This is a genomic window from Haloarcula amylolytica JCM 13557, from assembly GCF_000336615.1.
GTDB classification, from domain to species: domain Archaea; phylum Halobacteriota; class Halobacteria; order Halobacteriales; family Haloarculaceae; genus Haloarcula; species Haloarcula amylolytica.
Genome location: NZ_AOLW01000015.1, coordinates 371,766 through 392,535, shown reverse-complemented (window position 1 = coordinate 392,535; position 20,770 = coordinate 371,766). Strand labels below are relative to the sequence as shown.

20 protein-coding genes are annotated in these 20,770 nt (G+C 64.3%); 13 read left to right on the top strand and 7 right to left on the bottom strand.

From position 1 onward, the window contains the following. Positions 1-93 precede the first annotated feature (93 nt). Positions 94-951 (bottom strand): 3-hydroxyacyl-CoA dehydrogenase family protein, encoded by an 858-nt coding sequence (locus C442_RS07880; protein ID WP_008309329.1) that lies wholly within the window; start codon positions 949-951, stop codon positions 94-96. Positions 952-1,220: 269 nt separating this feature from the next. Here C442_RS07880 and C442_RS07875 point away from each other — a divergent pair, with 269 nt between their 5' ends. Next, positions 1,221-2,096 (top strand): class 1 fructose-bisphosphatase, encoded by an 876-nt coding sequence (locus C442_RS07875; protein ID WP_008309328.1) that lies wholly within the window; start codon positions 1,221-1,223, stop codon positions 2,094-2,096. Between the two features lie 18 nt (positions 2,097-2,114). Here the strand turns inward: C442_RS07875 and C442_RS07870 are convergent, their stop codons facing one another. Next, the gene (locus C442_RS07870) at positions 2,115-4,124 is read right to left on the bottom strand and encodes a PKD domain-containing protein (protein WP_008309326.1); all 2,010 of its coding nucleotides are present in this window, start codon (positions 4,122-4,124) and stop codon (positions 2,115-2,117) included. A 107-nt stretch (positions 4,125-4,231) separates the two neighbouring features. Between C442_RS07870 and C442_RS07865 the strand changes: the two genes are divergently transcribed. The 5 genes from C442_RS07865 (at position 4,232) to C442_RS07845 (ending at position 9,672) form a co-directional block, all read left to right on the top strand. Further along, positions 4,232-5,995: an acyl-CoA carboxylase subunit beta gene (locus C442_RS07865; RefSeq protein WP_008309324.1), complete on the top strand. Its 1,764-nt coding sequence runs from the start codon at positions 4,232-4,234 to the stop codon at positions 5,993-5,995. A 128-nt stretch (positions 5,996-6,123) separates the two neighbouring features. Then, on the top strand, positions 6,124-6,507 hold the full coding sequence (locus C442_RS07860; RefSeq protein ID WP_008309322.1) for a DUF5658 family protein: 384 nt from the start codon (positions 6,124-6,126) through the stop codon (positions 6,505-6,507). A gap of 308 nt (positions 6,508-6,815) precedes the next feature. Next, positions 6,816-8,072, top strand: coding sequence for a Glu/Leu/Phe/Val family dehydrogenase (locus tag C442_RS07855; RefSeq protein ID WP_008309319.1), 1,257 nt, complete (start codon positions 6,816-6,818; stop codon positions 8,070-8,072). A 63-nt stretch (positions 8,073-8,135) separates the two neighbouring features. Further along, positions 8,136-8,621 (top strand): SRPBCC family protein, encoded by a 486-nt coding sequence (locus tag C442_RS07850; protein WP_008309317.1) that lies wholly within the window; start codon positions 8,136-8,138, stop codon positions 8,619-8,621. A 145-nt stretch (positions 8,622-8,766) separates the two neighbouring features. Further along, positions 8,767-9,672: a DMT family transporter gene (locus C442_RS07845; protein WP_008309315.1), complete on the top strand. Its 906-nt coding sequence runs from the start codon at positions 8,767-8,769 to the stop codon at positions 9,670-9,672. 17 nt (positions 9,673-9,689) lie between these two features. Here C442_RS07845 and C442_RS07840 read toward each other — a convergent pair whose 3' ends face one another. Further along, complete coding sequence (locus tag C442_RS07840; RefSeq protein WP_008309313.1) at positions 9,690-10,484, bottom strand: RIO1 family regulatory kinase/ATPase domain-containing protein; 795 nt, start codon at positions 10,482-10,484, stop codon at positions 9,690-9,692. 82 nt (positions 10,485-10,566) lie between these two features. Between C442_RS07840 and C442_RS07835 the strand changes: the two genes are divergently transcribed. After that, entirely contained in the window at positions 10,567-11,706 is a 1,140-nt protein-coding gene (locus tag C442_RS07835) for an acyl-CoA dehydrogenase family protein (protein ID WP_008309311.1), read from the top strand. Between the two features lie 15 nt (positions 11,707-11,721). Here C442_RS07835 and C442_RS07830 read toward each other — a convergent pair whose 3' ends face one another. Both C442_RS07830 and C442_RS07825 read right to left on the bottom strand, forming a co-directional pair. Continuing rightward, positions 11,722-12,138, bottom strand: a complete 417-nt coding sequence (locus C442_RS07830; RefSeq protein WP_008309310.1) for a universal stress protein — start codon at positions 12,136-12,138, stop codon at positions 11,722-11,724. 55 nt (positions 12,139-12,193) lie between these two features. Beyond that, complete coding sequence (locus C442_RS07825; protein ID WP_008309309.1) at positions 12,194-13,657, bottom strand: RNA-splicing ligase RtcB; 1,464 nt, start codon at positions 13,655-13,657, stop codon at positions 12,194-12,196. Positions 13,658-13,879: 222 nt separating this feature from the next. Here C442_RS07825 and C442_RS07820 point away from each other — a divergent pair, with 222 nt between their 5' ends. The 4 genes from C442_RS07820 (at position 13,880) to C442_RS07805 (ending at position 16,357) form a co-directional block, all read left to right on the top strand. After that, positions 13,880-14,404 (top strand): DoxX family membrane protein, encoded by a 525-nt coding sequence (locus tag C442_RS07820; protein WP_008309308.1) that lies wholly within the window; start codon positions 13,880-13,882, stop codon positions 14,402-14,404. A 14-nt stretch (positions 14,405-14,418) separates the two neighbouring features. Then, entirely contained in the window at positions 14,419-14,715 is a 297-nt protein-coding gene (locus C442_RS07815) for a hypothetical protein (protein WP_008309307.1), read from the top strand. 190 nt (positions 14,716-14,905) lie between these two features. Beyond that, a complete protein-coding gene (locus tag C442_RS07810; RefSeq protein WP_008309306.1) occupies positions 14,906-15,598 on the top strand; it encodes a metal-dependent hydrolase in 693 nt (230 codons plus the stop codon). A 72-nt stretch (positions 15,599-15,670) separates the two neighbouring features. Beyond that, on the top strand, positions 15,671-16,357 hold the full coding sequence (locus C442_RS07805; protein ID WP_008309305.1) for a protein sorting system archaetidylserine synthase: 687 nt from the start codon (positions 15,671-15,673) through the stop codon (positions 16,355-16,357). 25 nt (positions 16,358-16,382) lie between these two features. Here the strand turns inward: C442_RS07805 and C442_RS07800 are convergent, their stop codons facing one another. Beyond that, complete coding sequence (locus tag C442_RS07800; RefSeq protein ID WP_008309304.1) at positions 16,383-17,159, bottom strand: alpha/beta fold hydrolase; 777 nt, start codon at positions 17,157-17,159, stop codon at positions 16,383-16,385. A gap of 147 nt (positions 17,160-17,306) precedes the next feature. On the opposite strand from C442_RS07800, the gene C442_RS07795 reads away from it, so the two are divergent. Both C442_RS07795 and C442_RS07790 read left to right on the top strand, forming a co-directional pair. Continuing rightward, a complete protein-coding gene (locus C442_RS07795; RefSeq protein ID WP_008309302.1) occupies positions 17,307-17,552 on the top strand; it encodes a DUF7127 family protein in 246 nt (81 codons plus the stop codon). Next, the gene (locus tag C442_RS07790; RefSeq protein WP_008309300.1) at positions 17,552-19,825 is read left to right on the top strand and encodes a CDC48 family AAA ATPase; all 2,274 of its coding nucleotides are present in this window, start codon (positions 17,552-17,554) and stop codon (positions 19,823-19,825) included. Before C442_RS07795 ends, C442_RS07790 begins: the two co-directional genes overlap by 1 nt. A 77-nt stretch (positions 19,826-19,902) precedes the next feature. On the opposite strand, the gene C442_RS07785 is transcribed toward C442_RS07790, so the two are convergent. Continuing rightward, positions 19,903-20,655, bottom strand: coding sequence for a TrmB family transcriptional regulator sugar-binding domain-containing protein (locus tag C442_RS07785; RefSeq protein ID WP_008309298.1), 753 nt, complete (start codon positions 20,653-20,655; stop codon positions 19,903-19,905). Between the last annotated feature and the right edge of the window lie 115 nt (positions 20,656-20,770).

Genomic DNA, 20,770 nt, shown 5'->3' with positions numbered 1-20,770 from the left:
CGCGGGTTGGGTCTTTACTGTTGGCCAACGCCCAGCCCGTTGCTGGGTATTGTACTCGGCCCGGTACTGTCGGTGTTCGGTACCGCAGATCGGTCAGTCGTAGTCGTAGAAGCCCCGCCCGGACTTTTTGCCGAGGTCGCCGGCCGCGACTTTGCGTTTGAGCAGGTATGCGGGCTTGTAGCGGTCGCCCAGTTCTTCATACAGCGTTTCGGAGGCGTCGAGGACCACGTCGAGGCCGATGTGGTCGGCCAGTTCGAGCGGCCCCATGGGGACGTTCGTTCCGAGAGTTAGCCCGCGGTCGATGTCGGCCTTATCCGCGACGCCTTCGTCGTACGCCCGGATGCCCTCGTTGATCCAGGGCATCAGCACGCGGTTCACGACGAAGCCGGGCTTGTCGTCGGCCTCCCAGGTCTCCTTGCCGATATCGTGGGCGAACTCGCGGCCCAGCGTCACCGTCTCGTCGCTGGTCTTCTCGCCGACGACGAGTTCGACGCCTTTCATCACCGGCACGGGGTTCATGAAGTGCAGTCCGAGGACCTGTTCGGGCCGTTCGGTGACACTGGCGATGGTCGTAATCGAGAGCGTGCTCGTGTTGCTTGCTAGCACCGTGTCCGGCCCGCAGACGGCGTCGAGGTCCTCGAACACTGACTGCTTGATGTCCATGTTTTCTGTTACGGCCTCGACGACGAGGTCGGCATCCGCGAGGTCCTCCATCTCTGTGGTTCCGGTGATGCGGGCTGTTGCCGCTTCTGCTTCCTGTTCTGTCACTGTGTCGCGCGCAACGAGCGTCTCGAAGCTCGACTGGATCTCCTCGAACCCGGCGGCAACCAGTTCTTCTGATACATCGCGCATGACGACGTCGTAGCCGGCCGTCGCTGTGACCTGGGCGATGCCGTTACCCATCGTTCCAGCTCCGACGACGCCGACGGTGTCGACTGTTTCGAGATGCATACCCGCGCCTTCGTCCGGCGGTCGTGTAAGTCTGCCGACGGTATCGACTCGTCACGGCGGCCGGAAGCTCGCCGAGTGAGCCAGCCGCACGCTTAGCGGCAAAAGGTGCGCCTCGGCTGAATATTCACTCGAAATGTAGTAAATGTCAGCAAAAAGATACTTATGGTGTGCCGGAGAACGAACTGATGATGAGAGACCCTGCGGGCAGCAGGCTCGGAGAAACATTCGACTGGTTTCAGTATGGCCAGTCCCTGCCCCTAATCTGACAAATGAGTAAGTCACTCGACATTTCGACCACCGAAGCCGAGCAGACAGTCACGGCAGTCATCGAGACCATCGCCGCAACGACACCGGACGTCCGCCGCGCCATCGCCGACCACCGTGGCCAGAGCAACTCCGTCAACCCAACCGGCGACGACCAGCTCGCGGCTGACCTGCGCGCCGACGAACTGTTCGAGGAGCGGGTGCTGGACATCGACGGTGTCGCCTCCTACGCCAGCGAGGAACGCGCGGACGTGAAAACGACGGACGGTCGCCTCCACGTCGCGATGGACCCGCTCGACGGGTCGAGCAACCTCGAACCCAACAGCGGGATGGGGACGATTTTCGGCGTCTACAGCGAACAGCCGCCGACGGTCGGCACCAATCTACTCGCCGCCGGGTTCGTCATCTACGGCCCCATCACCTCGATGGTCGTCGCCCGGGACGGCAGCGTCCGCGAGTACATCCTCGAAGACGGCGACAAGCGGGTCGTCGACGACGACGTGACGGTTCCGGAGGACCCCACAGTGTTCGGGTTCGGCGGCGGGGTCGACTCCTGGACAGACGAGTTCGAATCCTACGCCGAGGACGTCCGTCACGAACTGAAACTCCGCTACGGCGGAGCGATGGTCGCTGACATCAATCAGGTGCTCACCTACGGCGGTATCTTCTCGTACCCCGCACTGGAATCACGCCCCGAAGGAAAGCTCCGGGTCCAGTTCGAGGGACAGCCGATGGCCTACATCCTCGAATCGGCCGGCGGTCGGTCCTCCGACGGCGACCAGTCGCTGCTCGAAATCGACCCCGACGAGCTACACGAGCGGACGCCGCTGTATCTCGGGAACGACGACCTGATCGACCGGCTGGAAGCGACTATCGACTGACGGCTCGGATTCTGCAGTTCAGTAGCCGAGATATATCGCCAGGGCTTTGAGAACGCCATACAGGCCGACAGCGACGCCCAGGAGCCCGCCGAGAACGGTTCCGACGATGCCGTCGGGCCACAGCGAGAGCGGGTTCGGAATCCCGATTGACGGCAACGCGGGAATCGGCAGGCCACCGCTGTCGCCTGTCACGTTCCCGACGCGCTGCCCGTCGACCGTTAGCTCACCGGTCCTGTTTTCGGGTACAGAGCGGGCAAACTCCGTCGTTCGTGTCTCGCCGGCAGGGACCGTGACCGTCCGTGTCGTCAGTATCGAGGTGTTGAGCGCGACGATGACGTTGTGGTCCCCGCTCGCAGTCCCCCGGTTTTCAAGCTCGACGGTGATGACGGTCCGCTCGCCGGGGCCGAGTTCCGATGGAACAGCCGTGGCGTTCGTGACCACGATATCCGGCTGTCCGGGTTCTTCTGTCTGTGTCTCGGTCGTCTCGGGTTCGGCCGTCGACGTTTCCGAGTCGGTTGTCGCCGCCTCCGCATCCAGGTCTGTCGCTGCCGTCTGTTCGACTCCGACGACGAACGTCGAGAGGCCCGGAGAGTCAGCCCGGTAGACGATGTGTGACTCGCTCCGGCCGGCGATGTCGGTCGCTAACGGCGTCCACCCGTCGTCTTTCCGGAACAGCGTCACAGCATCGGGTTCCGCGCCGACCGCCCCCAGCGCGTCACGGTCAACAGTAAACGTGAACGTCGCGTCCTCGGCCGGAACGGAGCCGTGGTCGATATCGAACCGGCTGACGCCGGTGTGACCGGTGGCAGTCGCGAACGCTGGCGTGGGCTGGCGGGAGCGGACGGTGAGTGTGGCGGATTCGTTACGCGGGAACGACGCGGCAAGCCGCTCCAGCGTTCCGTTCTGACCGGTGACGAGTGGCCCCTCCGGGGGCCGAATCTGCTGTGTCTGGCCGGACCCGTTCACCGAGACGTTCGCCACGGTCGCGTTCGGCTGCCGCACAGTCACGTTCCCGGCGGTTCCATTGCCCGTCACAGACACGACCCTGGTCACAGTTTCCGTGTTCCCGAGCGGATCGGCGGCGGTCACTGTGACTTCGTGACTGCCGGGCGAGGCGAAGGCCACGGTGATGTTCTCGCCGGTCAGGATCGTCTCGCTCCCCACCTGCCACCGGACCGACTCGACGCCCTGATCGTCTGTCGTCCCCGCCGCGGAGAAGGTCACCGACTCGCCGACCGTCGCGTTCTCCGGCCCGGCGACGGTGACGTTCGGTGCTGAATCGTCATAGAGGAACGTCTGCTGTCGGCCAAAGGAGTTCTCGTTACCGTTCTCGTCGGTCACCGACATCAGCAGCAGCGAGTACTCACCCTCCTCCGGGAACGTGTACTTTCGTGTGTACGTGATCGTGTTACCGGTGCGTTCGGTGAATCCCGAGATGTTGAGTGTGTCTATCGACGGGCCGCCGACGGAGATTCGAAGCTGCTGTATCGGTTCGTGAATCCCAACAGAGATGCGGGCGGTGGAGCTATTGACGCGGCGTACCTCGAACGACTGATACTTCGGCACGACGGCGTCCATCCCGGTGACGGTGACCGACTCGTGGGGAAGTTCGTTCCCCGCTTCGTCGGTGATACTGGCGGTGTCACGGAGGCTGACAGTGACGTTGTCTGTGTCGACTTTTCTCTCTAGCAGCAGGGAGACGCGCACCCCGGTCCTGTTTTCGCCGGAGGCGTTGATCGATGCGACCGAGACGTTCTCCACTCGACCCGCGGTTAGGTCGAAATCCGCTGCCTGAATCGTACTCGTGTCCACCGACCCACCGTCGTCGTACAGGGACACCTCGATAGTCGTCGCGTTGCCCCGCGTCGCATTGCCCCACTCCGGCGACTCGGTGTCTTCGGCCGCGACCGTGCCAGAAGCGACTGCAATGAGCAGCGGGAGCAAAAGGAGTACCGCGAGAAGCGGGAGCCACCGACGACGACGCCCGGGCGACGGCGGCGTCTCTCGGGGGTGGCCGGTGGTACTCATGGTGCATGAGTAGTCTGGCACCCGATATCAATGGTGCGCCACCATTACGAGAGGTGATAATCGCACGCGGGGTAACTACTGTGACCCCCGGGACCGTTGGATATGGTATGAAAGTGCATATCGCGGACGAGGCCACGCGCGACGAGGCGTCGGCCATCGCGGCCGCCGTCGCCGAACACACCGACCGAACTGTGGAAGTGTACGTCGGCGACGATGAAACCCCGACGTTAGTCCGCGAGGTGACCGATGAAGGTGGGACCGAAGATACAGCCGTGGACGGCGATTCGGCGGACGCTGCACCGACGGAACGAGAGAAACGCCTCCGCGAAGAGATCGCCGACATCGAACGTGGCGGGCCGCAGAAGTACCGCGACCGCCTCGCAGAGCAGGGGAAGCTGTTCGTCCGCGACCGACTCGAACTCTGGTTCGGCGACGATGGCCTGGACTTCGAGGACGGCCGGTTCGCGAACTTCGACTCGTGGCATCCCAGCAGTCCCGACGTGGACGACGAGGACGACCGGCTGCCGGCCGACGGACTCGTCACCGGCGCGGGGACCTTCGAGGGCCGACAGGTACACGTCGCCGCCAACGACTTCACCGTCAAGGCGGGATCAATCGCTCGCCACGGGGTCGAGAAGTTCCTCCGACTGCAAGAGCGCGGGCTGAAGAGCGGACAGCCGTTACTGTATCTGGTCGATTCCTCGGGCGGCCGTATCGACCAGCAACGGGGCTTCTTCGCCAACCGCGAAGGGATCGGGAAGTTCTACTACAACCACTCGCTGCTATCTGGCGCGGTTCCACAGATATGCGTCCTATACGGCCCGTGTATCGCCGGCGCGGCCTACACACCGGTGTTCGCCGACTTCACCGTCATGGTCCGTGGCATGAGCGCACTGGCAATCGCATCCCCCCGAATGGTCGAGATGGTCACTGGCGAGGACATCGACCTCGAAACGCTCGGCGGGCCGGACTTGCACGCCCGTCACTCCGGCAGCGCGGATCTGGTCGCCGACGACGAGGACCACGCCCGCGAGCTCGTCGCCCAACTCATCACGTACCTGCCCGATAACGCCGACGAGAAACCGCCACGGACCGACGGGACCGCGCCAGCAGTCGACCCTGCGGGCCTCGATTCGGTCATCCCCGCTGAACCGAACAAAGGCTACGATATGCACCGAGTTATCGAACACATCGTCGACGCCGACTCCTTCTTCGAACTGCAGTCGCAGTACGGGGCCGAAATTCTGACTGGATTCGCCAGAGTCGACGGCCGCTCCGTCGGTATCGTCGCCAACCAGCCGAGCCAGCGGGCCGGCGCGATATTCCCTGATTCGGCCCGCAAAGCGGCCGGCTTCGTCTGGACCTGTGACGCCTACAACATCCCACTGCTGTACCTCTGTGACACGCCGGGGTTCATGGCTGGCTCATCGGTCGAAAAGGAGGGCATACTGGAAGCCGGGAAGCGGATGATCTACGCTACCTCGCAGGCCACCGTTCCGAAGCAGTGCGTCGTCGTCCGGAAGGCCTACGGTGCGGGCATCTACGCCATGTCAGGCCCCGCCTACGACCCCGAAGCGACCCTCGCGCTCCCGGGTAGCGAAATCGCGATCATGGGGCCAGAAGCCGCGATAAACGCGGTGTACGCGAACAAACTGGACGCAATCGACGACCCGGAAGAGCGGGCCGAGCGCGAGCAGGAGCTACGCGAGGCGTACCGCGAAGACATCGACGTCCACCGGATGGCGAGCGAAGTCGTCATCGACGAGATCGTTCCGCCAGGTGACCTCCGAGACGAAACCGTTGCCCGATTTGACCTGTACGAGGACGTCGAAAAGGACCGACCCGAGAAGAAACACGGGACGATTCTCTGACTGTATTCGTGGCGGCCCATACACCCGTTTTTCCCGGGAGTAGACAGCCCCTACCCCTTCCGTTTCAGTAGTAAACACTGTGTATTTAATACACTGGGTGAAAACAGGATAACAGACCACGTGGGGGCGTGGTTGCGGAGGGTGACGTGTTCACAACGGACCGAACGGTCCCGATAGGGACCATCGACGGGTGGTGTAGCGCCATGCTCGACGAACTTGCGGCCGTCGAGCGAGAGCTATGGCTGGTAGTCGCCGTGACGCTCATCGTCGACGTGTGGCTGACACACGTCGGCCTCCAGCACGGCCTCCACGAGGGAAACCCCGTGATGCGGGCCGCGATAGAGACGTTCGGGATCGCCGTTCTCGGAGCGACGAAAGTCGGCGTTCTCGGGCTTGCGGGGCTGACCCGCCAGCTGCTGGACGAGCAGCGCGGCGTCGTCGTGCCGCTCGGGCTAGCGCTCCCCTGGGTGGCGGCCGTCGTGATAAACGCGGTCCTCTTGAGTAGCCTGTAGCCGTCTCGGGGTTTCCGCCTCCGATTTCAGTCGTCCGCTCGCTGGACGAAGGCCGTCCGCTCGAACGTACAGACGAGCGTGTCGTCCTGGCTGTAGGCGTCGACCTGCATCGTAGCGATACCATGACCTCGTCGCCGGCCAGTCGCTTGGGCAGGACCGCCGTTTCCGCACGGATCGTATCGCCATGGACGACTGTACTCAATCGCCGACAATCCATGTGGCCGACTAGTGCCGTTGTAGGTATCGCTCGTCTGACGAATCCCATGGACGGCGGTACCCTTTTGCCCATAGTCCGAGTCAGTTCTCGTATGTCGTCTGAGGTAAACCCGTTCGAGAGTTTACAGGAGCAGATCGACGACGCGTCGGACTACCTCGAATATTCGACCGACGTGCTCGAACGGCTGAAACACCCCGAGCGAGTGCTGGAGACGAACCTCTCCGTGGAGATGGACGACGGCTCCGTCGAGGTGTTTCGAGCCTATCGCTCACAGTTCAACGGCGACCGAGGGCCGTACAAGGGCGGAATCCGCTATCACCCGCAGGTCACACGCGACGAGGTCAAGGCGCTGTCAGGCTGGATGGTGTACAAGTGCGCCGCCGTTAACATCCCCTACGGCGGCGGGAAAGGCGGCATCGAGATCGACCCGCGCCAGTACTCGGCCGACGAGATAGAGCGGATAACGCGGTCGTTCGCGACGGAACTCCGTCCGATCATCGGCGAGGACCGGGACATCCCCGCGCCCGACGTCAACACCGGACAGCGCGAGATGAACTGGATCAAAGACACATACGAGACGCTGGAGAACACCACCGAGCCCGGCGTCATCACCGGCAAGGCCCCGGAGTCGGGCGGCAGTGCGGGCCGCGTCGAAGCGACCGGTCGGTCCGTGATGCTCACGGCCCGCGAGGCGTTCGACTATCTCGGCAAGGACATGGAGAACGCGACGGTGGCCGTGCAGGGCTACGGGAACGCCGGCTCCGTGGCGGCGAAGCTCATCGAGGACCTGGGCGCGAACATCGTCGCGGTATCGGACTCGTCAGGAGCCATCTACAACCCCGACGGTATCGACGCACGCGACGCGAAGGCGTTCAAGAGCGAGACCGGGTCGCTGACCGGTTACGAGGGCGCGACCGAGGAGCTGACCAACGAGGACCTGCTGACGATGGACGTGGACCTGCTCGTCCCGGCGGCGCTCGAAAACGCCATCGACGGCGACCTCGCGCCGGACGTACAGGCCGACATCGTCGTGGAGGCGGCAAACGGCCCCCTGACGCCGAACGCGGACGACGTGCTCACGGAGCGCGACGTGGCCGTGTTCCCCGATATCCTTGCTAACGCGGGCGGGGTCACAGTGTCGTACTTCGAGTGGGTGCAGAACCGCCAGCGGTTCTACTGGTCCGAAGAGCGCGTGAACGAGGAACTGGAGACCATCATCACGAACGCGTTCGACGACCTCGTCGAGACCTACGAGGAGACCGGCGCGCCGAACTTCCGGACGGCGATGTACGTCGTCGCCATCCAGCGCGTCGTCGCTGCCGCAGAGGAAGGCGGCATCTGGCCCTGACTCCGTCCCGGCATCGGTCGCGGCTATCGCGGGTGTTTTGCCACCGGTCCCCCTACTGTGTGTATGAACGTTTACGAGCGGCAGGTTCGCGTCGAAGCCCCGCTGTCAGAAGTCTGGAAGTTCCACGCGACGGGCGACGGGCTGGTCGCGCTGACTCCCGACTGGATGAACATCCGCATCGAGGCGGAGCGGGGACCGGACGGCGAGCCGAACCCCGAGGAACTGACCGCCGGGTCGGTCGTCGAATCCTCGATCAAGCCGTTCGGCGTGCCGCCGCGCCAGCGCTGGGTCTCGAACATCGTTGCCCGAGAGGAGAGCGAGGACGAAGCGATGTTCCGCGACGTGATGGAGAAAGGGCCGTTCCCCCACTGGGAGCACACGCACACGTTTCGGGCGCTGAGCGACAGGGAGACGCTCGTCCACGACCACGTCGAGTTCGAACTGCCCGGCGGACCGCTGGGCCAGGCCCTCGGTCCCTTCGGCTGTCTCGGCATGGAGCCGATGTTTCGGTATCGCCATCAGCAGACGAAGGAACTGCTCGAAGGGTAGCGTATCATCGCCCGCGGACGGCACGGCCCCGACTATGGTCTCCGGTGTTTCTTTATTCCCGTGTCGGATACAGCCACAGGATGAGTGGACGTGTCGTCGCGGTAACTGATTGGGCTGTACTGTCTCCGCGCCACAACGGAGCGACATGGGCGTGACGGAGCCGCGAGTCGACCCGCGAATCGCGCTGACCGTCGCCGTGCTCGCAGTCAGTACGAGCGCGATTCTCGTCCGCTGGAGCGCGGCCGCGGCGTCGGTGGCGGCCTTTTACCGCGTCCTGTTGACGACCGCACTGCTGGCCCCGCTGGCGTTGGGCCGGCATCGGTCAGCCTTCGGGCGACTCTCCCGGCGAGACGTACTGGCGGCGGCGACTGGCGTCGCGCTCGCGGTTCACTTCGCCGCGTGGTTCGAGAGCCTGGCGTGGACGAGCGTCGCGGCGTCAGTCACGCTGGTCCAGTGCCAGCCGCTGTTCGTCGCCGTCGGGGCGTGGGCGCTGCTGGACGAGCGCGTCACGCGCGGCACGACGGCGGGCATCCTCGTCGCTATCGGTGGTATCATCGTGATGTCCGTCGGCGAACTGCTCGGCGGCGGAACCATCGGCCCGCGTCCGCTGTACGGCAACGCGCTGGCCCTCGTCGGCGGTGTCATGGCCGCCGGGTACGTGCTCGCCGGGCGTTCGCTCCGCCAGCGGTTCCCCCTCATCCCCTACGTGACCGTGGTCTACGGCGTCGCCGCGATATGCCTCCTCGGCTTCGTCGTCGCGTCGGGCCACCCCGTGACAGGCTACCCGCCGCAGGAATGGGCGCTGTTTTTCGCGATGGCCGTCGGCCCCGGCGTGTTCGGCCACACCGTCCTCAACTGGGCACTGGCACACGTCGAATCCAGTATGGTTAGCGTCTCGCTGCTCGGCGAACCGGTCGGGAGCGCGCTGCTTGCGTTGCTGTTGCTCGCGGAGATACCCGGACCGTCGACCGTCGCCGGCGGGGCCGTCGTGCTCATCGGCATCGGCGTTGTTGCTAGAAGCCGAGCGCTCGGAGCGACGCCGGCGGACTGAGGCCGTTCCGGGCCGGCCTATGTGCGCTTTTCCACGGCCCCGCGGATTTCGGCGGCGGCGAAGTCGTGGTCCGGACGGATGTTGACGAAATCCAGGAACTCCTCCGCGGCCAGTAGCTCCGCCGTCTCGTAGTGCATCGCCGCGGCCGAGACGGCGGCCGGCGCGCCGATGAGCGGCTCCAACGCGCCCAGCGCACAGGCAAGGTCGTAGGCGCGAGCGTCGCTGATCGCTTCCTCGCGCACGCTCGTGGCGTCGATGAAGTACAGGTCGTCGCGGGCCACGAGCACGTTCTCACACCGGAAATCGCCGTGTGCCAGGCCGTCCTCGTGCATCCGGTGGAGGAAGTCAAACACCGTCGGGCTGTGACACTCGACGGTTTCGGCCGAGAGGTGGTCCAGCGGCTCGAAGTCGGGGATGTATTCCAGCACGAGTACCCCCATCCCGTCGTATTCGAAGGCCTCGATTGGTTCGGGAGCGTTGACGCCGATCTCCCGCATCCGCCGGGTCGCCGCCAGTTCGTGTTCCGCCATCTCGTAGGGCGTCCCGAAATGCTCGAAAAAACCCTCCGTCCCCGACGAGAACGCGCCGATGTTGCGGCCGGCAGTCAGCAGCGTGTGAACAAGCGAGTTCTGCCCCGTGATGACTTTCACGAACCACTGGTCGTTGACGACCAGCGGCGTCGAGAGCCAGTTGTCCGCCTCCAGAAACGCCACGCGGGCCGCGGGCTCGTCGTATCGCTCCATTACCGCCCGCACCACGCCTTCGAGTTCCTCCCAGGGGACCGTCCCGCGGAGGAGTCGCCGGAACGCCATTCCCCCGAGGGAACGCCGTGGACGGGCAAATGGCTTGTGTCTTCCCCATGTGGTATTTAATAACACAGGCCATAGACGCGGTATGGAGTTCGACGTTCCCGGCGAACACCGGATGATACGGGATTCGGTCCGCGAGTTCTGCGAGAACGAGATTCAGCCGATAGCTCAGGAGATAGAGGACGAGCACCGGTTTCCGGCGGAAATATTCGAGGAACTCGGCGACCTGGACGTGATGGGCGTGCCGATCAGCGAGGACTGGGGCGGGCTGGGCGGAGACACGTTGATGTACGCGCTCGTCGCCGAGGAACTCGGGCGGGTCTCCGGGAGCATCGGCCTCTCGTACGTGGCCCACACCTCACTCGGGAGCAAGCCGATAGAGCTGTTCGGCACGGACGCACAGAAGGACCGCTGGCTCACACCGCTCGCTACCGGTGAGCACCTCGGCGGCTGGGCGCTGACTGAGCCGGGCAGCGGGAGCGACGCCAGCGACATGGACACGACAGCGGTGCGGGACGGTGACGAGTACGTCATCAACGGGACGAAACAGTTCATCACGAACGCCTCCGTCGCCGGGTCGGTGCTGGTCAAGGCTGTCACCGACCCCGAGGCCGGCTACGACGGCATCTCGACGTTCATCGTCGCTCCCGAGGACGACGGGTGGGAAGTGACGACCGAGTGGGAGAAGATGGGGCTGAACGCCTCCCCGACCTGCGAACTTCAGTTCGACGACTGCCGGATTCCCGCGGACCGCCTGCTCGGCGAGGAAGGTGACGGCTGGAAGCAGACGCTGAAGACGCTCAACGGCGGACGCATCTCCATTGCCGCGCTCTCGACGGGGCTCGCACAGGGGGCGTTCGAGGCCGCGAAATCCTACGCCACCGAACGTGAGCAGTTCGACCGCCCCATCTCGAAGTTCGACGCTGTCCGGGACAAAATCGTCGAGATGGACCGCAAAATCGAGCGGGCCCGCCTGCTGACCCACAAGGCAGCGACGATGTACGATCAAGGCGAGGACGTGACGCGGCTCTCCTCGCTGGCAAAGCTCGACGCCAGCGAAATCTGCCGGGAGGTCGCCGAGGACGCCGTCCAGGTGCTGGGCGGCTACGGCTACACGACGGACTTCGCGCCCCAGCGGTTCTACCGGGACGCGAAGCTCATGGAGATCGGCGAGGGAACGAGCGAGATACAGCGGATGGTACTCGGCCGGGAACTGGGCCTGTGACGACCTGCGCGACGCTCAGGGGTCTGCGGGACCTTCGGGGACGATCGTCACCGGCACGTTGGCGGCGTCGATGACGGCGACCGCCGCGTCGCCCTCCCGGATTCTGCCGGCCAGCCCCTTCGGCTCGTGGCCCATGACGATGTGCCGGACGTCCACGTCGGCCGCGAGTTCGAGCAGTTCGTTGCCGATCCGCGTGCCCGAACGCATCGCTGACCGGCCGACGTGTTCGATAGCGACCGTCGCCACGACGGTGGCGTCGCGGAACCGGTCGCGCATCTCGTCCCGGAGTTGCATGGCCGTGCCGTCGGCGGTGTCCTCGTCGACGAGGTGGACGACGTACAGTTCCTCGTCGAGCCCGTCAGCGAGTCGAACTGCCGTATCGATGACCGCCGGAGAGACCGAATCGTTGGCGATAGCCACGAGAATGGTCATACAGGACACAGGGCCTTCGCGTCCTAATCACTTTCTGCCAGGCTAACAGGCCCGCTCACTCAGTCGCCTTCAGATTGTGGACCGCGTCGACGTACTCGACGACCTCGGCAGTGGGCTGGATGGCGGAGAGAATTTCGTCGGCGTCCTTGTACGCCATCGGCGCTTCGTCGCGGACACCTTTGATGACGGACTCCGAGTAGACGCCGTCCATCGCTGCGGTGAACTCGTCCATGTCAATCTCGCTGTGGGCCTGCCGGCGGCTCATCACGCGGCCCGCGCCGTGTGGCGCTGTCTGGTGGTACTCGTCGTTGCCCTTCCCGCGGGCGATAATCGACCCCTCAGCCATGTTGAACGGAATCAGTAGCCGCTGGCCCTCGCGGGCTGGGGTCGCACCTTTTCGGATGGTCAGGTCCCTGAAATCTATATAATTGTGAATCGATTGAAACTGGTCAACGGGGTCGATCCCCAGCGCGTCGCAGACGGCGTCGCTCATCAGTTCGCGGTTCCAGCGGGCGTACTGCTGGGCGAACAGCATGTCGACGAGGTAGCCGTGAGCCTCGCGGCCTTCGAGCCAGTCTAAGTCCGTGTTGCGGTCCTCGTCGTCGCTGCTGTGGATGGCGTCCTGGACCTGTCCCAGCGCGTCGAAGGCGTCCTCGATTTCCTTGCCGTCGAGTTCGCGCCGGAGGCGGTCCTTCCGGATGTAGGACTCGCCCATGCCGCCGGTGACCCAGGCGTAGAGGTCCCGCGATTCGACTGTATCGGGGTCGAACTTGAGGTACTCGACGTACTCGTCGGGAATCTGCTCGCGGATCTCGCCGATTGTCCGGCGGTCCGTCGCCGTCGATTGCCAGTACTCGGCGACAGACTTACCCAGATACCGGGACCCGCTGTGGATGACCAGCCAGTAGTCGCCCGATTCGCGTGCCTTGCCGAACTCGACGAAGTGGTTCCCGCCGCCCAGCGTCCCCGCACTCTTGATTATGTACCCCATTCCCTGACGCTGGTCTGCCAGCACGCGGTCACAGAGCGACTCGAAGTACTCCTCGTCGTAGCCGTCGAAGTCGAACTCGACTGGGTCGATGTGCTCGCCGAACCGCTCGGCGTAGGCCGCGTCGAACTGCTCGAAGACGCGGTTGGCCCGCTCGAACGGGAACTCCTCGACGAAGTGGACCGCGTCGTCGTAGTCGTGAACCGACCGTCCCATCGGGACCGCCTCGCGGACGCGGCGCTCGCGCTCTTCGTTTTCCAGCGGGAGGTCCGGCCCGAGGTTCGTCGCAGCCATCCCACAGCCCACGTCGACGCCGACGATGTTCGGGACGACGCGTTCGCCAAGCGGCATCGTGAAGCCGATGGGGGCGCCTGCTCCCCAGTGCGTGTCCGGCATGATCCGCACCGGTTCGGTGAACGCGGGATGGTCGATGAGCGTCTCGATTTGCTCCCGACACCCAGCCTCGACGAGCGATTCGTCGTCGACCATCACCCGCGCTGTGGTGTGTTCGCCCGTCAGTTCGAGTACCATTGGTGTCCTACCGTAGTTGCATGGATGGTTTGAACCTCACGGTGGCCCGTGAGTGGGTGTCTCCCCGTCGGAGGAAATAAAAACCCGCAACCGAACAGGTGTCGAAACGCTAAACGGCTGATACATCCCTTCTCAGGGGCTGAGATGTGTTTTCACTCGGTGGGAACGCTCGTTCCCTTATATATCATAGCGGCGCGGAACTCTATATGTGAGGTGACACAGATGTCCTATCAAGCGGCGAACCCCCTGGCAGACGACTTCGAGCTCGAGCTCGGCGGGGCCTGGACCGCGTACTGGCTGGCGTTCCTGCGTGTCGTAACCGGCTGGTGGTTCTTCCACGCAGGCGTAACGAAGCTCATCGAGAACGGGCTGGCCTACACCTACGGGCCAACGTACCTCAAGCAGATGACTGGCACGGCACTCGGCCCGCTCCCCGTGCTGATGGGCGAACACCTTGGCTGGCTCATTCAGGCAATGGTCCCGCTGGGCGAGACGCTCATCGGGCTCGGACTGATGGTCGGCGCGCTAGTCAGGCTCGCCTCCGTCTTCGGGGTCTTCTTCATGGCCCTGTTCTGGATCGGCAACGCGGAGTTCGGCCACGGGCTGGTCAACAGCGACTTCATGGGCATGCTGCTGTTCATGACGATGATCGTGCTGGCTACCGGTCGCTACTACGGCCTCGACGCGATCATCGAGAAGAGCAAACTGGTCAAACGACACCCGAAACTGAGGTACCTGCTCGGCTAAGGAGGTGACCACCAATGCAACAACACACCACCGTCATCGACAAAGCGGCGATGGCACTCAGCGGCGGACTGATGCTGCTGGGCGTCGTCGTCCTCGGCATCGTGGAGATACTGGCGGGTAAGCCCTACAGCGCGGCACCGCTGACGAACGACGCGGGCGAGATCATCGCGACTCCGATGATCGATCCGACGCTCCGGACCGGACTGGTCCTGGCCGGCCTCCTGGTCCTGGCTCTGTACGGGCTCTACAGGCTCGTCGCCCCAATGAAGAATGAGACGGCCACGGCACAGCAGGAAATCACGGCGGACTGAGCAGTTCCCGTTTTCGCTGTTTGACTCGGCATATCGCTCACGTCGACAGAAGTGATAATGGGTGCCGTTCCACCCCACCGATTCCCCACTAACAACGTATTTACTATGGCTATATTAATCAAGTGGGGTAGTTTCTAATTCTGATAGAGCCCACCACAACGCTCATTTCTGTGGTAGTATTGATATCTATATGCCTTCGCTGGTGGTTCACTACGCCTTCGTTGGGTTACTCGCCGCAACGCTGCTGGGTGCTGCATTCGACAAGCGGTCGCTCCTCCTGTCGATACTCGTCGTCACGTTTCCCGACATAGACGCGTTCCTCGGGCTCTACTGGCAAGCCGGCCACCGGGCCGCGACGACGAACCTCGTCATTCCGGCGGTACTGGCGCTCCTTATCGCGATGGACCTGTACGTGCGCGACGAATCGTATATCGAGGGCCGCTGGGGGGCCTACGGTGTTCGAGTCAGTTGGTTCTGTGTCGTGGTGTACGCGGTGGGTCACGTACTGCTGGACTTGATTACGGGCGGTGCGAACCTCTTCTGGCCGCTGTACGACCAGTTCTATCAGCTCAGCGGTCATCTGGAGCTGTCGAGCCAGCGCGGCATCGTCCAGACGTTCGTCGAACTGCCCGAGCCGTCCTCTCAGGCTTCCGGTGGCACCGGCACGGGCGGGAGCGGCGGGTCGACCACGCAGTCGATGGGCAACTCCACCGAGGTACAGATGAGTACCGGCATCGACCCGAATCCGGGACAACCGGAACCAGAAAACGTCGACCGCGTGTTCCCCATCGCCCGGAGCGGCTGGGAACTGGTCGTCCTCGTCGTTGGGACGCTCGCCACCACCGCTCGCCTCGTCATCGGCCACGACCTCCCGGAAGAGTAATCGCCGGCCGGTCGGCACTGCGGGGCGTTCGCTTTCGAGTCCTTCATATACGCCGTGGCCAACCGGGAAACCATGGGCTTCGAGGTACGCCGACGACTCAGTGTCGCCGACACGGTGACGTTGTTCAACGCCGTCGTCGGGTTCGTCGCCGGAGCCATCGCCTTCACCGACCCGCATCTGGCCGCTCGGCTCATTCTGCTGGCTGTTATCGCCGACGCTATCGACGGGATCGTCGCCCGGAACGGCGACAGTTCGGCGGTCGGCCCGCTGCTCGACTCTGTGACTGACGTGGTCTCCTTCGGCGCGACACCGAGCCTCTTTCTGTACGTGCTGTTGACAGACGCCTACGGCGGCATCGAGTCCGCCCACCCGGCCGTGTTCATCGGCCTCGCCCTGCTCGCCTCCGCGTACGTCGTGTGCTCTATCGTCCGGACCGCGTTCTACTCGACGTACTTCGATTCACCCGACGAGCGGCCGGGTATGCCGAACACCCTCGGGAGTATCATCATCGCGACGGCGTATCTGAGCGGCGTCACGAACCCGCTCGTGCTGAGCGTCGGCGCGCTCGGCCTCTCGCTTGCGATGATCGCGCCTTTCGACTACCCCAAGCCAGGGCCGAAACACGCCATCCCGATGGGTGTCGTGCAGGCCGTCGCCGTCGTCGCGCCAACGGCGCTCTTCAGGGCTGGGCCGCGGGCGATGCTCGCCATCGCGCTGCTGTTTTTCGCGCTCGGGCCGTGGGTCTACTCCGGAGAGTAACCCCTCTCCAGCCGCTCAGGCCCGCTCAGACCGTGTCATCGATGAACTCCTCTAGGACGTCGTTGAACGTCTCGGCCTGTTCGACCATCGCGAGGTGTGCAGCGTCGGGAATAAACGACACCGCTCCGTCTTGGACCTCGCGGGCCAGTGTCTCGTGATACGCACGCGGGGTCAGTTTGTCGTGTTCGCCACAGACGGCCAGCATGGGCACGTCAATCTCGCCCAGTCGCTCGCGCACGTCGAAACCGTGACACGTCATGAAGTCGCGGCGGGTCACCGCCTGCCCGACCGCCGCCATCTGCTCGTGGGAGCGCGACACGGCCTCGTGGTCGGTGTCGTGGAACAGGCGGTCCCGTTCGTGCAGGAACTCGACGGCGCGGTCCCAGTCGTCCGCGAGCCACTCCTGTAATCCTTCGAACACCGGGAGTTCGGGGCCGGTCCCCAGCAACACTATCGCCTCGGGCGTCCAGTCCCGCTCCAGTGCGACCCACTGGGCAACGGCCCCGCCAAGCGAGTTCCCGATCAGCACCTCCGCGTCTGTCTCCCGCCCCACAGCGGCCACGTCGTCCGCGTAGGCGTCGAGTGTCGTGGTCCCGGCTGCGGTGTCGATGTCGTCCGACTCTCCGTGCCCTGACAGGTCCAGCGCGATGGCGGGATGGGTCGGTCCGGATGGCGCGTACTGACGACCCCACACGCGGTGTGTCGCCCCGCTGCCGTGGACATACAGCGCCGTCGGCCCCGATGCCGCAGGCTGTGTCTGTCTGTACGCCGTGACTCGCCCGTCGTGACTGACCCGTTCCATGCGACACCGTTCGGAAGCGGTGTGGATAAAAGGTTGGCGCGCTCAGATGAGGTGTGAACCGCATTCAAGCAACTACACTCATTTTTCCGCCGTACAGCGTATTTCAGCGATAGGTTTATATACTTATCTCGCTTACTTTGAGTTAGCATGACTTCAGAACAGCAGTTGTTCGACGAGACGCCCCTCCGCCGATTCGAGTACGACGACAGCGTCGTGTTCGCGGCGGACGTGGGACCTGCCGCCGATGCGAGTGTCGATGTGGTCGACGGGACCGTCATCGTCGTCGCTGACGGCCACCAGTACGAACAGGAGATTCCCGCGAGGGACGCACGAGCGTTTATCAATCACGGGGTTCTCACTATCGAAGTGTCAGACGGCGAGGGAGATAACTAATGAGACTTACTGTTAAACCACTCAAACAGAAAGACGCTGGCCGTGGCCTCGCGGCAATTGACCGCGCCGCGATGGACGAACTCGAACTCGAGAACGGCGACTACATCGTTCTCGAGGGGAAACAGGACAGCCGCGCTGTCGCCCGGGTCTGGCCCGGCTACCCCGAAGACGAGGGGAACGGCATCGTCCGCATCGACGGGCAGCTCCGCCAGGAGGCCAACGTCGGTATCGACGACCCCGTCAACATCGAGAAGGCCGACGTCAACCCCGCGACCTCGGTCACCGTCGCGCTGCCCCAGAACCTCCGGGTTCGGGGCAACGTCGGCCCGATGATCCGCAACAACCTCAGCGGCCAGGCCGTCACGCAGGGCCAGACCGTTCCGGTGAGCTTCGGCCTCGGACCGCTCTCCTCGATGTCCGGCCAGAAGATCCCGCTGAAGATCGCAGAGACCGAGCCCTCCGGCACGGTCGTCGTGACCGACTCCACGGACATCCAGGTCAGCGAGATGCCCGCCGAGCAGGTCCACAGCGGCGAGGGCGCGCCCGAAGCGAGCGACACGCCCGACGTGACCTACGAGGACATCGGCGGGCTCGACCGCGAACTCGAACAGGTCCGTGAGATGATCGAGCTGCCGATGCGCCACCCCGAACTGTTCCAGCAGCTCGGCATCGAGCCGCCGAAGGGCGTCCTCCTGCACGGCCCGCCAGGCACCGGCAAGACGCTGATGGCCAAGGCCGTCGCCAACGAGATCGACGCGTACTTCACCACCATCTCCGGCCCGGAGATCATGTCGAAGTACTACGGCGAGAGCGAGGAGCAGCTCCGTGAGGTCTTCGAGGAGGCCGAGGAGAACGCCCCCGCCATCGTCTTCATCGACGAGATCGACTCCATCGCCCCGAAGCGCGGCGAGACCCAGGGCGACGTGGAGCGCCGCGTCGTCGCCCAGCTGCTCAGCCTGATGGACGGGCTCGAGGAGCGCGGGCAGGTCATCGTCATCGGCGCGACGAACCGCGTCGACGCCATCGACCCGGCGCTGCGCCGCGGTGGCCGCTTCGACCGCGAGATCGAGATCGGCGTCCCGGACAAGGAGGGCCGCAAGGAGATCCTGCAGGTCCACACCCGCGGGATGCCGCTGGCCGAGGAGATCAACATCGAGAACTACGCCGAGAACACCCACGGCTTCGTCGGCGCTGACCTCGCGACCCTCACGAAAGAGAGCGCGATGAACGCCCTCCGGCGCATCCGCCCCGAGCTCGACCTCGAATCCGACGAGATCGACGCCGAGGTGCTCGAACGCCTGGAGATCAGCGACAAAGACTTCCGCGAGGCGATGAAGGGCATCGAGCCCTCCGCACTCCGGGAGGTCTTCGTCGAAGTCCCGGACGTCACCTGGGACTCCGTCGGTGGACTCGAAGACACCAAGGAACGGCTCCGGGAGACCATTCAGTGGCCTCTGGAGTACGAAGACGTGTTCGAGTCGATGGACCTCGAAGCCGCGAAGGGCGTACTGATGTACGGCCCGCCCGGCACCGGGAAGACGCTCTTGGCGAAGGCCGTCGCCAACGAGGCCCAGTCCAACTTCATCTCCGTGAAGGGGCCGGAACTCCTGAACAAGTTCGTGGGTGAGTCCGAGAAGGGCGTCCGCGAAGTGTTCAGCAAGGCCCGCGAGAACGCCCCGACCGTGGTGTTCTTCGACGAGATCGACTCCATCGCCGGCGAACGTGGCGGCGGCACGACCGACTCCGGCGTCGGCGAACGCGTCGTCTCCCAGCTCCTGACGGAACTGGACGGCATCGAGGACATGGAGAACGTCGTGGTCGTCGCGACCACGAACCGGCCGGACCTCATCGACGACGCGCTCCTGCGCCCCGGCCGACTCGACAGGCACGTCCATGTGCCCGTCCCGGACGAGGAAGCGCGCCGCGCCATCTTCCAGGTCCACACCCGCGACAAGCCGCTGGCCGACGGCGTCGACCTCGACGACCTGGCCAGCCGCACGGACGGCTACGTCGGCGCGGATATCGAAGCGGTCGCTCGCGAGGCGTCGATGGCCGCGACCCGGGAGTTCATCAACAGCGTGGACCCCGAGGACATCGGCGACAGTGTCAGCAACGTCCGCGTGACGATGGACCACTTCGAGCACGCGCTCGAAGAAGTCGGCCCCAGCGTCACCGAGGAGACCCGCGAGCGCTACGACGAGATCGAACAGCGCTTCGACCGGGCCGAACCCGGCGTCACCGACGAGAGCACGGCCAGCCGCACCTTCCAGTAGCGACGGTCGGCACTCGATAGCGACGGTCGACACACCGACGCTGATTGTTGCGTCTTACAGGCGATTTTCTCGCTGCGTTATTCGTCGTCAGCCCTGTCCAACGTGATCTCGCGACACTCGTAGGCTTCCTTCGTCGCACCGGCCCCGCCGACAGTGACCGGTCCGGCATCGGTCTCGATAGTGAGTGACCGTTCGGCCGGGTTCGTGCTCGATGCGGGATAGACGACGCTCTGCCGGACGTTTATCACCGGTCCCGATATCGTCGTCTCCGTCCGGTCCGCAGTCGAGATGACCCGAGCGCGAGCAGTGATCGGCGTCCCCGCGCGCAACGCCAGCGCCGCCATGAGTACGGCGAACTGGAACGCGGAGAACGTCCGCGGGAACGCACACACGCTAGCGATGTAGTGTTCCGTCCCCATCAGCCAGTGGGTGCCGAGGAACATCGCGAATTCGTCGTGAGCGAGGTTCTCGTTGTCGAACTCGGTCGCCTGATATTCTGCTATCGAGTCGGTCAGCAGTCCGGAATGCCCAGTGAGTCCGCGCTGGATATCTGCGGTCACGAGCAGTGGGGTAATACCGCTCTCGATTGTCCTGACCGCCGTTGCGATGTCCTCGTATGCGGGCGTCGGTGCCGTCGCATCGCCGTGGACCAGTAACAGTACCAGCACATCCCGCTCGATAGCGGCGCTGAGTTGCGGGACAAACTCCGGGAGGGACGATTTCGGGACCGCAACCGTGAGGCTCTCGTCGGCACTGTCGATAAGAGATTGTATCGCATCGATGACTGCCGACTGGGTCCGATGGATTTCCAGCCCCGGTTGTGCCATCATCAAAGGATACGGTGCCGTGTGTATAAATCGTCCCCTGAAATGGGCAATAGCGTCGCTGAGATGGTAGAGGTGTCAACAATGGAGTGTTTCGTGGTGTAACTTCTTTATGCGTGTG

Bases quoted from the DNA above. Each gene is read 5' to 3' on its own strand.
- C442_RS07805 (WP_008309305.1), top strand. From the start codon at position 15,671: ATGGGCTTCGAGGTACGCCGACGACTCAGTGTCGCCGACACGGTGACG.
- C442_RS07845 (WP_008309315.1), top strand. From the start codon at position 8,767: ATGGGCGTGACGGAGCCGCGAGTCGACCCGCGAATCGCGCTGACCGTC.
- C442_RS07800 (WP_008309304.1), bottom strand. From the start codon at position 17,159: ATGGAACGGGTCAGTCACGACGGGCGAGTCACGGCGTACAGACAGACA.
- C442_RS07880 (WP_008309329.1), bottom strand. From the start codon at position 951: ATGCATCTCGAAACAGTCGACACCGTCGGCGTCGTCGGAGCTGGAACG.
- C442_RS07810 (WP_008309306.1), top strand. From the start codon at position 14,906: ATGCCTTCGCTGGTGGTTCACTACGCCTTCGTTGGGTTACTCGCCGCA.
- C442_RS07815 (WP_008309307.1), top strand. From the start codon at position 14,419: ATGCAACAACACACCACCGTCATCGACAAAGCGGCGATGGCACTCAGC.
- C442_RS07795 (WP_008309302.1), top strand. From the start codon at position 17,307: ATGACTTCAGAACAGCAGTTGTTCGACGAGACGCCCCTCCGCCGATTC.
- C442_RS07785 (WP_008309298.1), bottom strand. From the start codon at position 20,655: ATGATGGCACAACCGGGGCTGGAAATCCATCGGACCCAGTCGGCAGTC.
- C442_RS07820 (WP_008309308.1), top strand. From the start codon at position 13,880: ATGTCCTATCAAGCGGCGAACCCCCTGGCAGACGACTTCGAGCTCGAG.
- C442_RS07870 (WP_008309326.1), bottom strand. From the start codon at position 4,124: ATGAGTACCACCGGCCACCCCCGAGAGACGCCGCCGTCGCCCGGGCGT.
- C442_RS07855 (WP_008309319.1), top strand. From the start codon at position 6,816: ATGTCGTCTGAGGTAAACCCGTTCGAGAGTTTACAGGAGCAGATCGAC.
- C442_RS07850 (WP_008309317.1), top strand. From the start codon at position 8,136: ATGAACGTTTACGAGCGGCAGGTTCGCGTCGAAGCCCCGCTGTCAGAA.
- C442_RS07875 (WP_008309328.1), top strand. From the start codon at position 1,221: ATGAGTAAGTCACTCGACATTTCGACCACCGAAGCCGAGCAGACAGTC.
- C442_RS07790 (WP_008309300.1), top strand. From the start codon at position 17,552: ATGAGACTTACTGTTAAACCACTCAAACAGAAAGACGCTGGCCGTGGC.
- C442_RS07865 (WP_008309324.1), top strand. From the start codon at position 4,232: ATGAAAGTGCATATCGCGGACGAGGCCACGCGCGACGAGGCGTCGGCC.
- C442_RS07835 (WP_008309311.1), top strand. From the start codon at position 10,567: ATGGAGTTCGACGTTCCCGGCGAACACCGGATGATACGGGATTCGGTC.
- C442_RS07825 (WP_008309309.1), bottom strand. From the start codon at position 13,657: ATGGTACTCGAACTGACGGGCGAACACACCACAGCGCGGGTGATGGTC.
- C442_RS07830 (WP_008309310.1), bottom strand. From the start codon at position 12,138: ATGACCATTCTCGTGGCTATCGCCAACGATTCGGTCTCTCCGGCGGTC.
- C442_RS07840 (WP_008309313.1), bottom strand. From the start codon at position 10,484: ATGGCGTTCCGGCGACTCCTCCGCGGGACGGTCCCCTGGGAGGAACTC.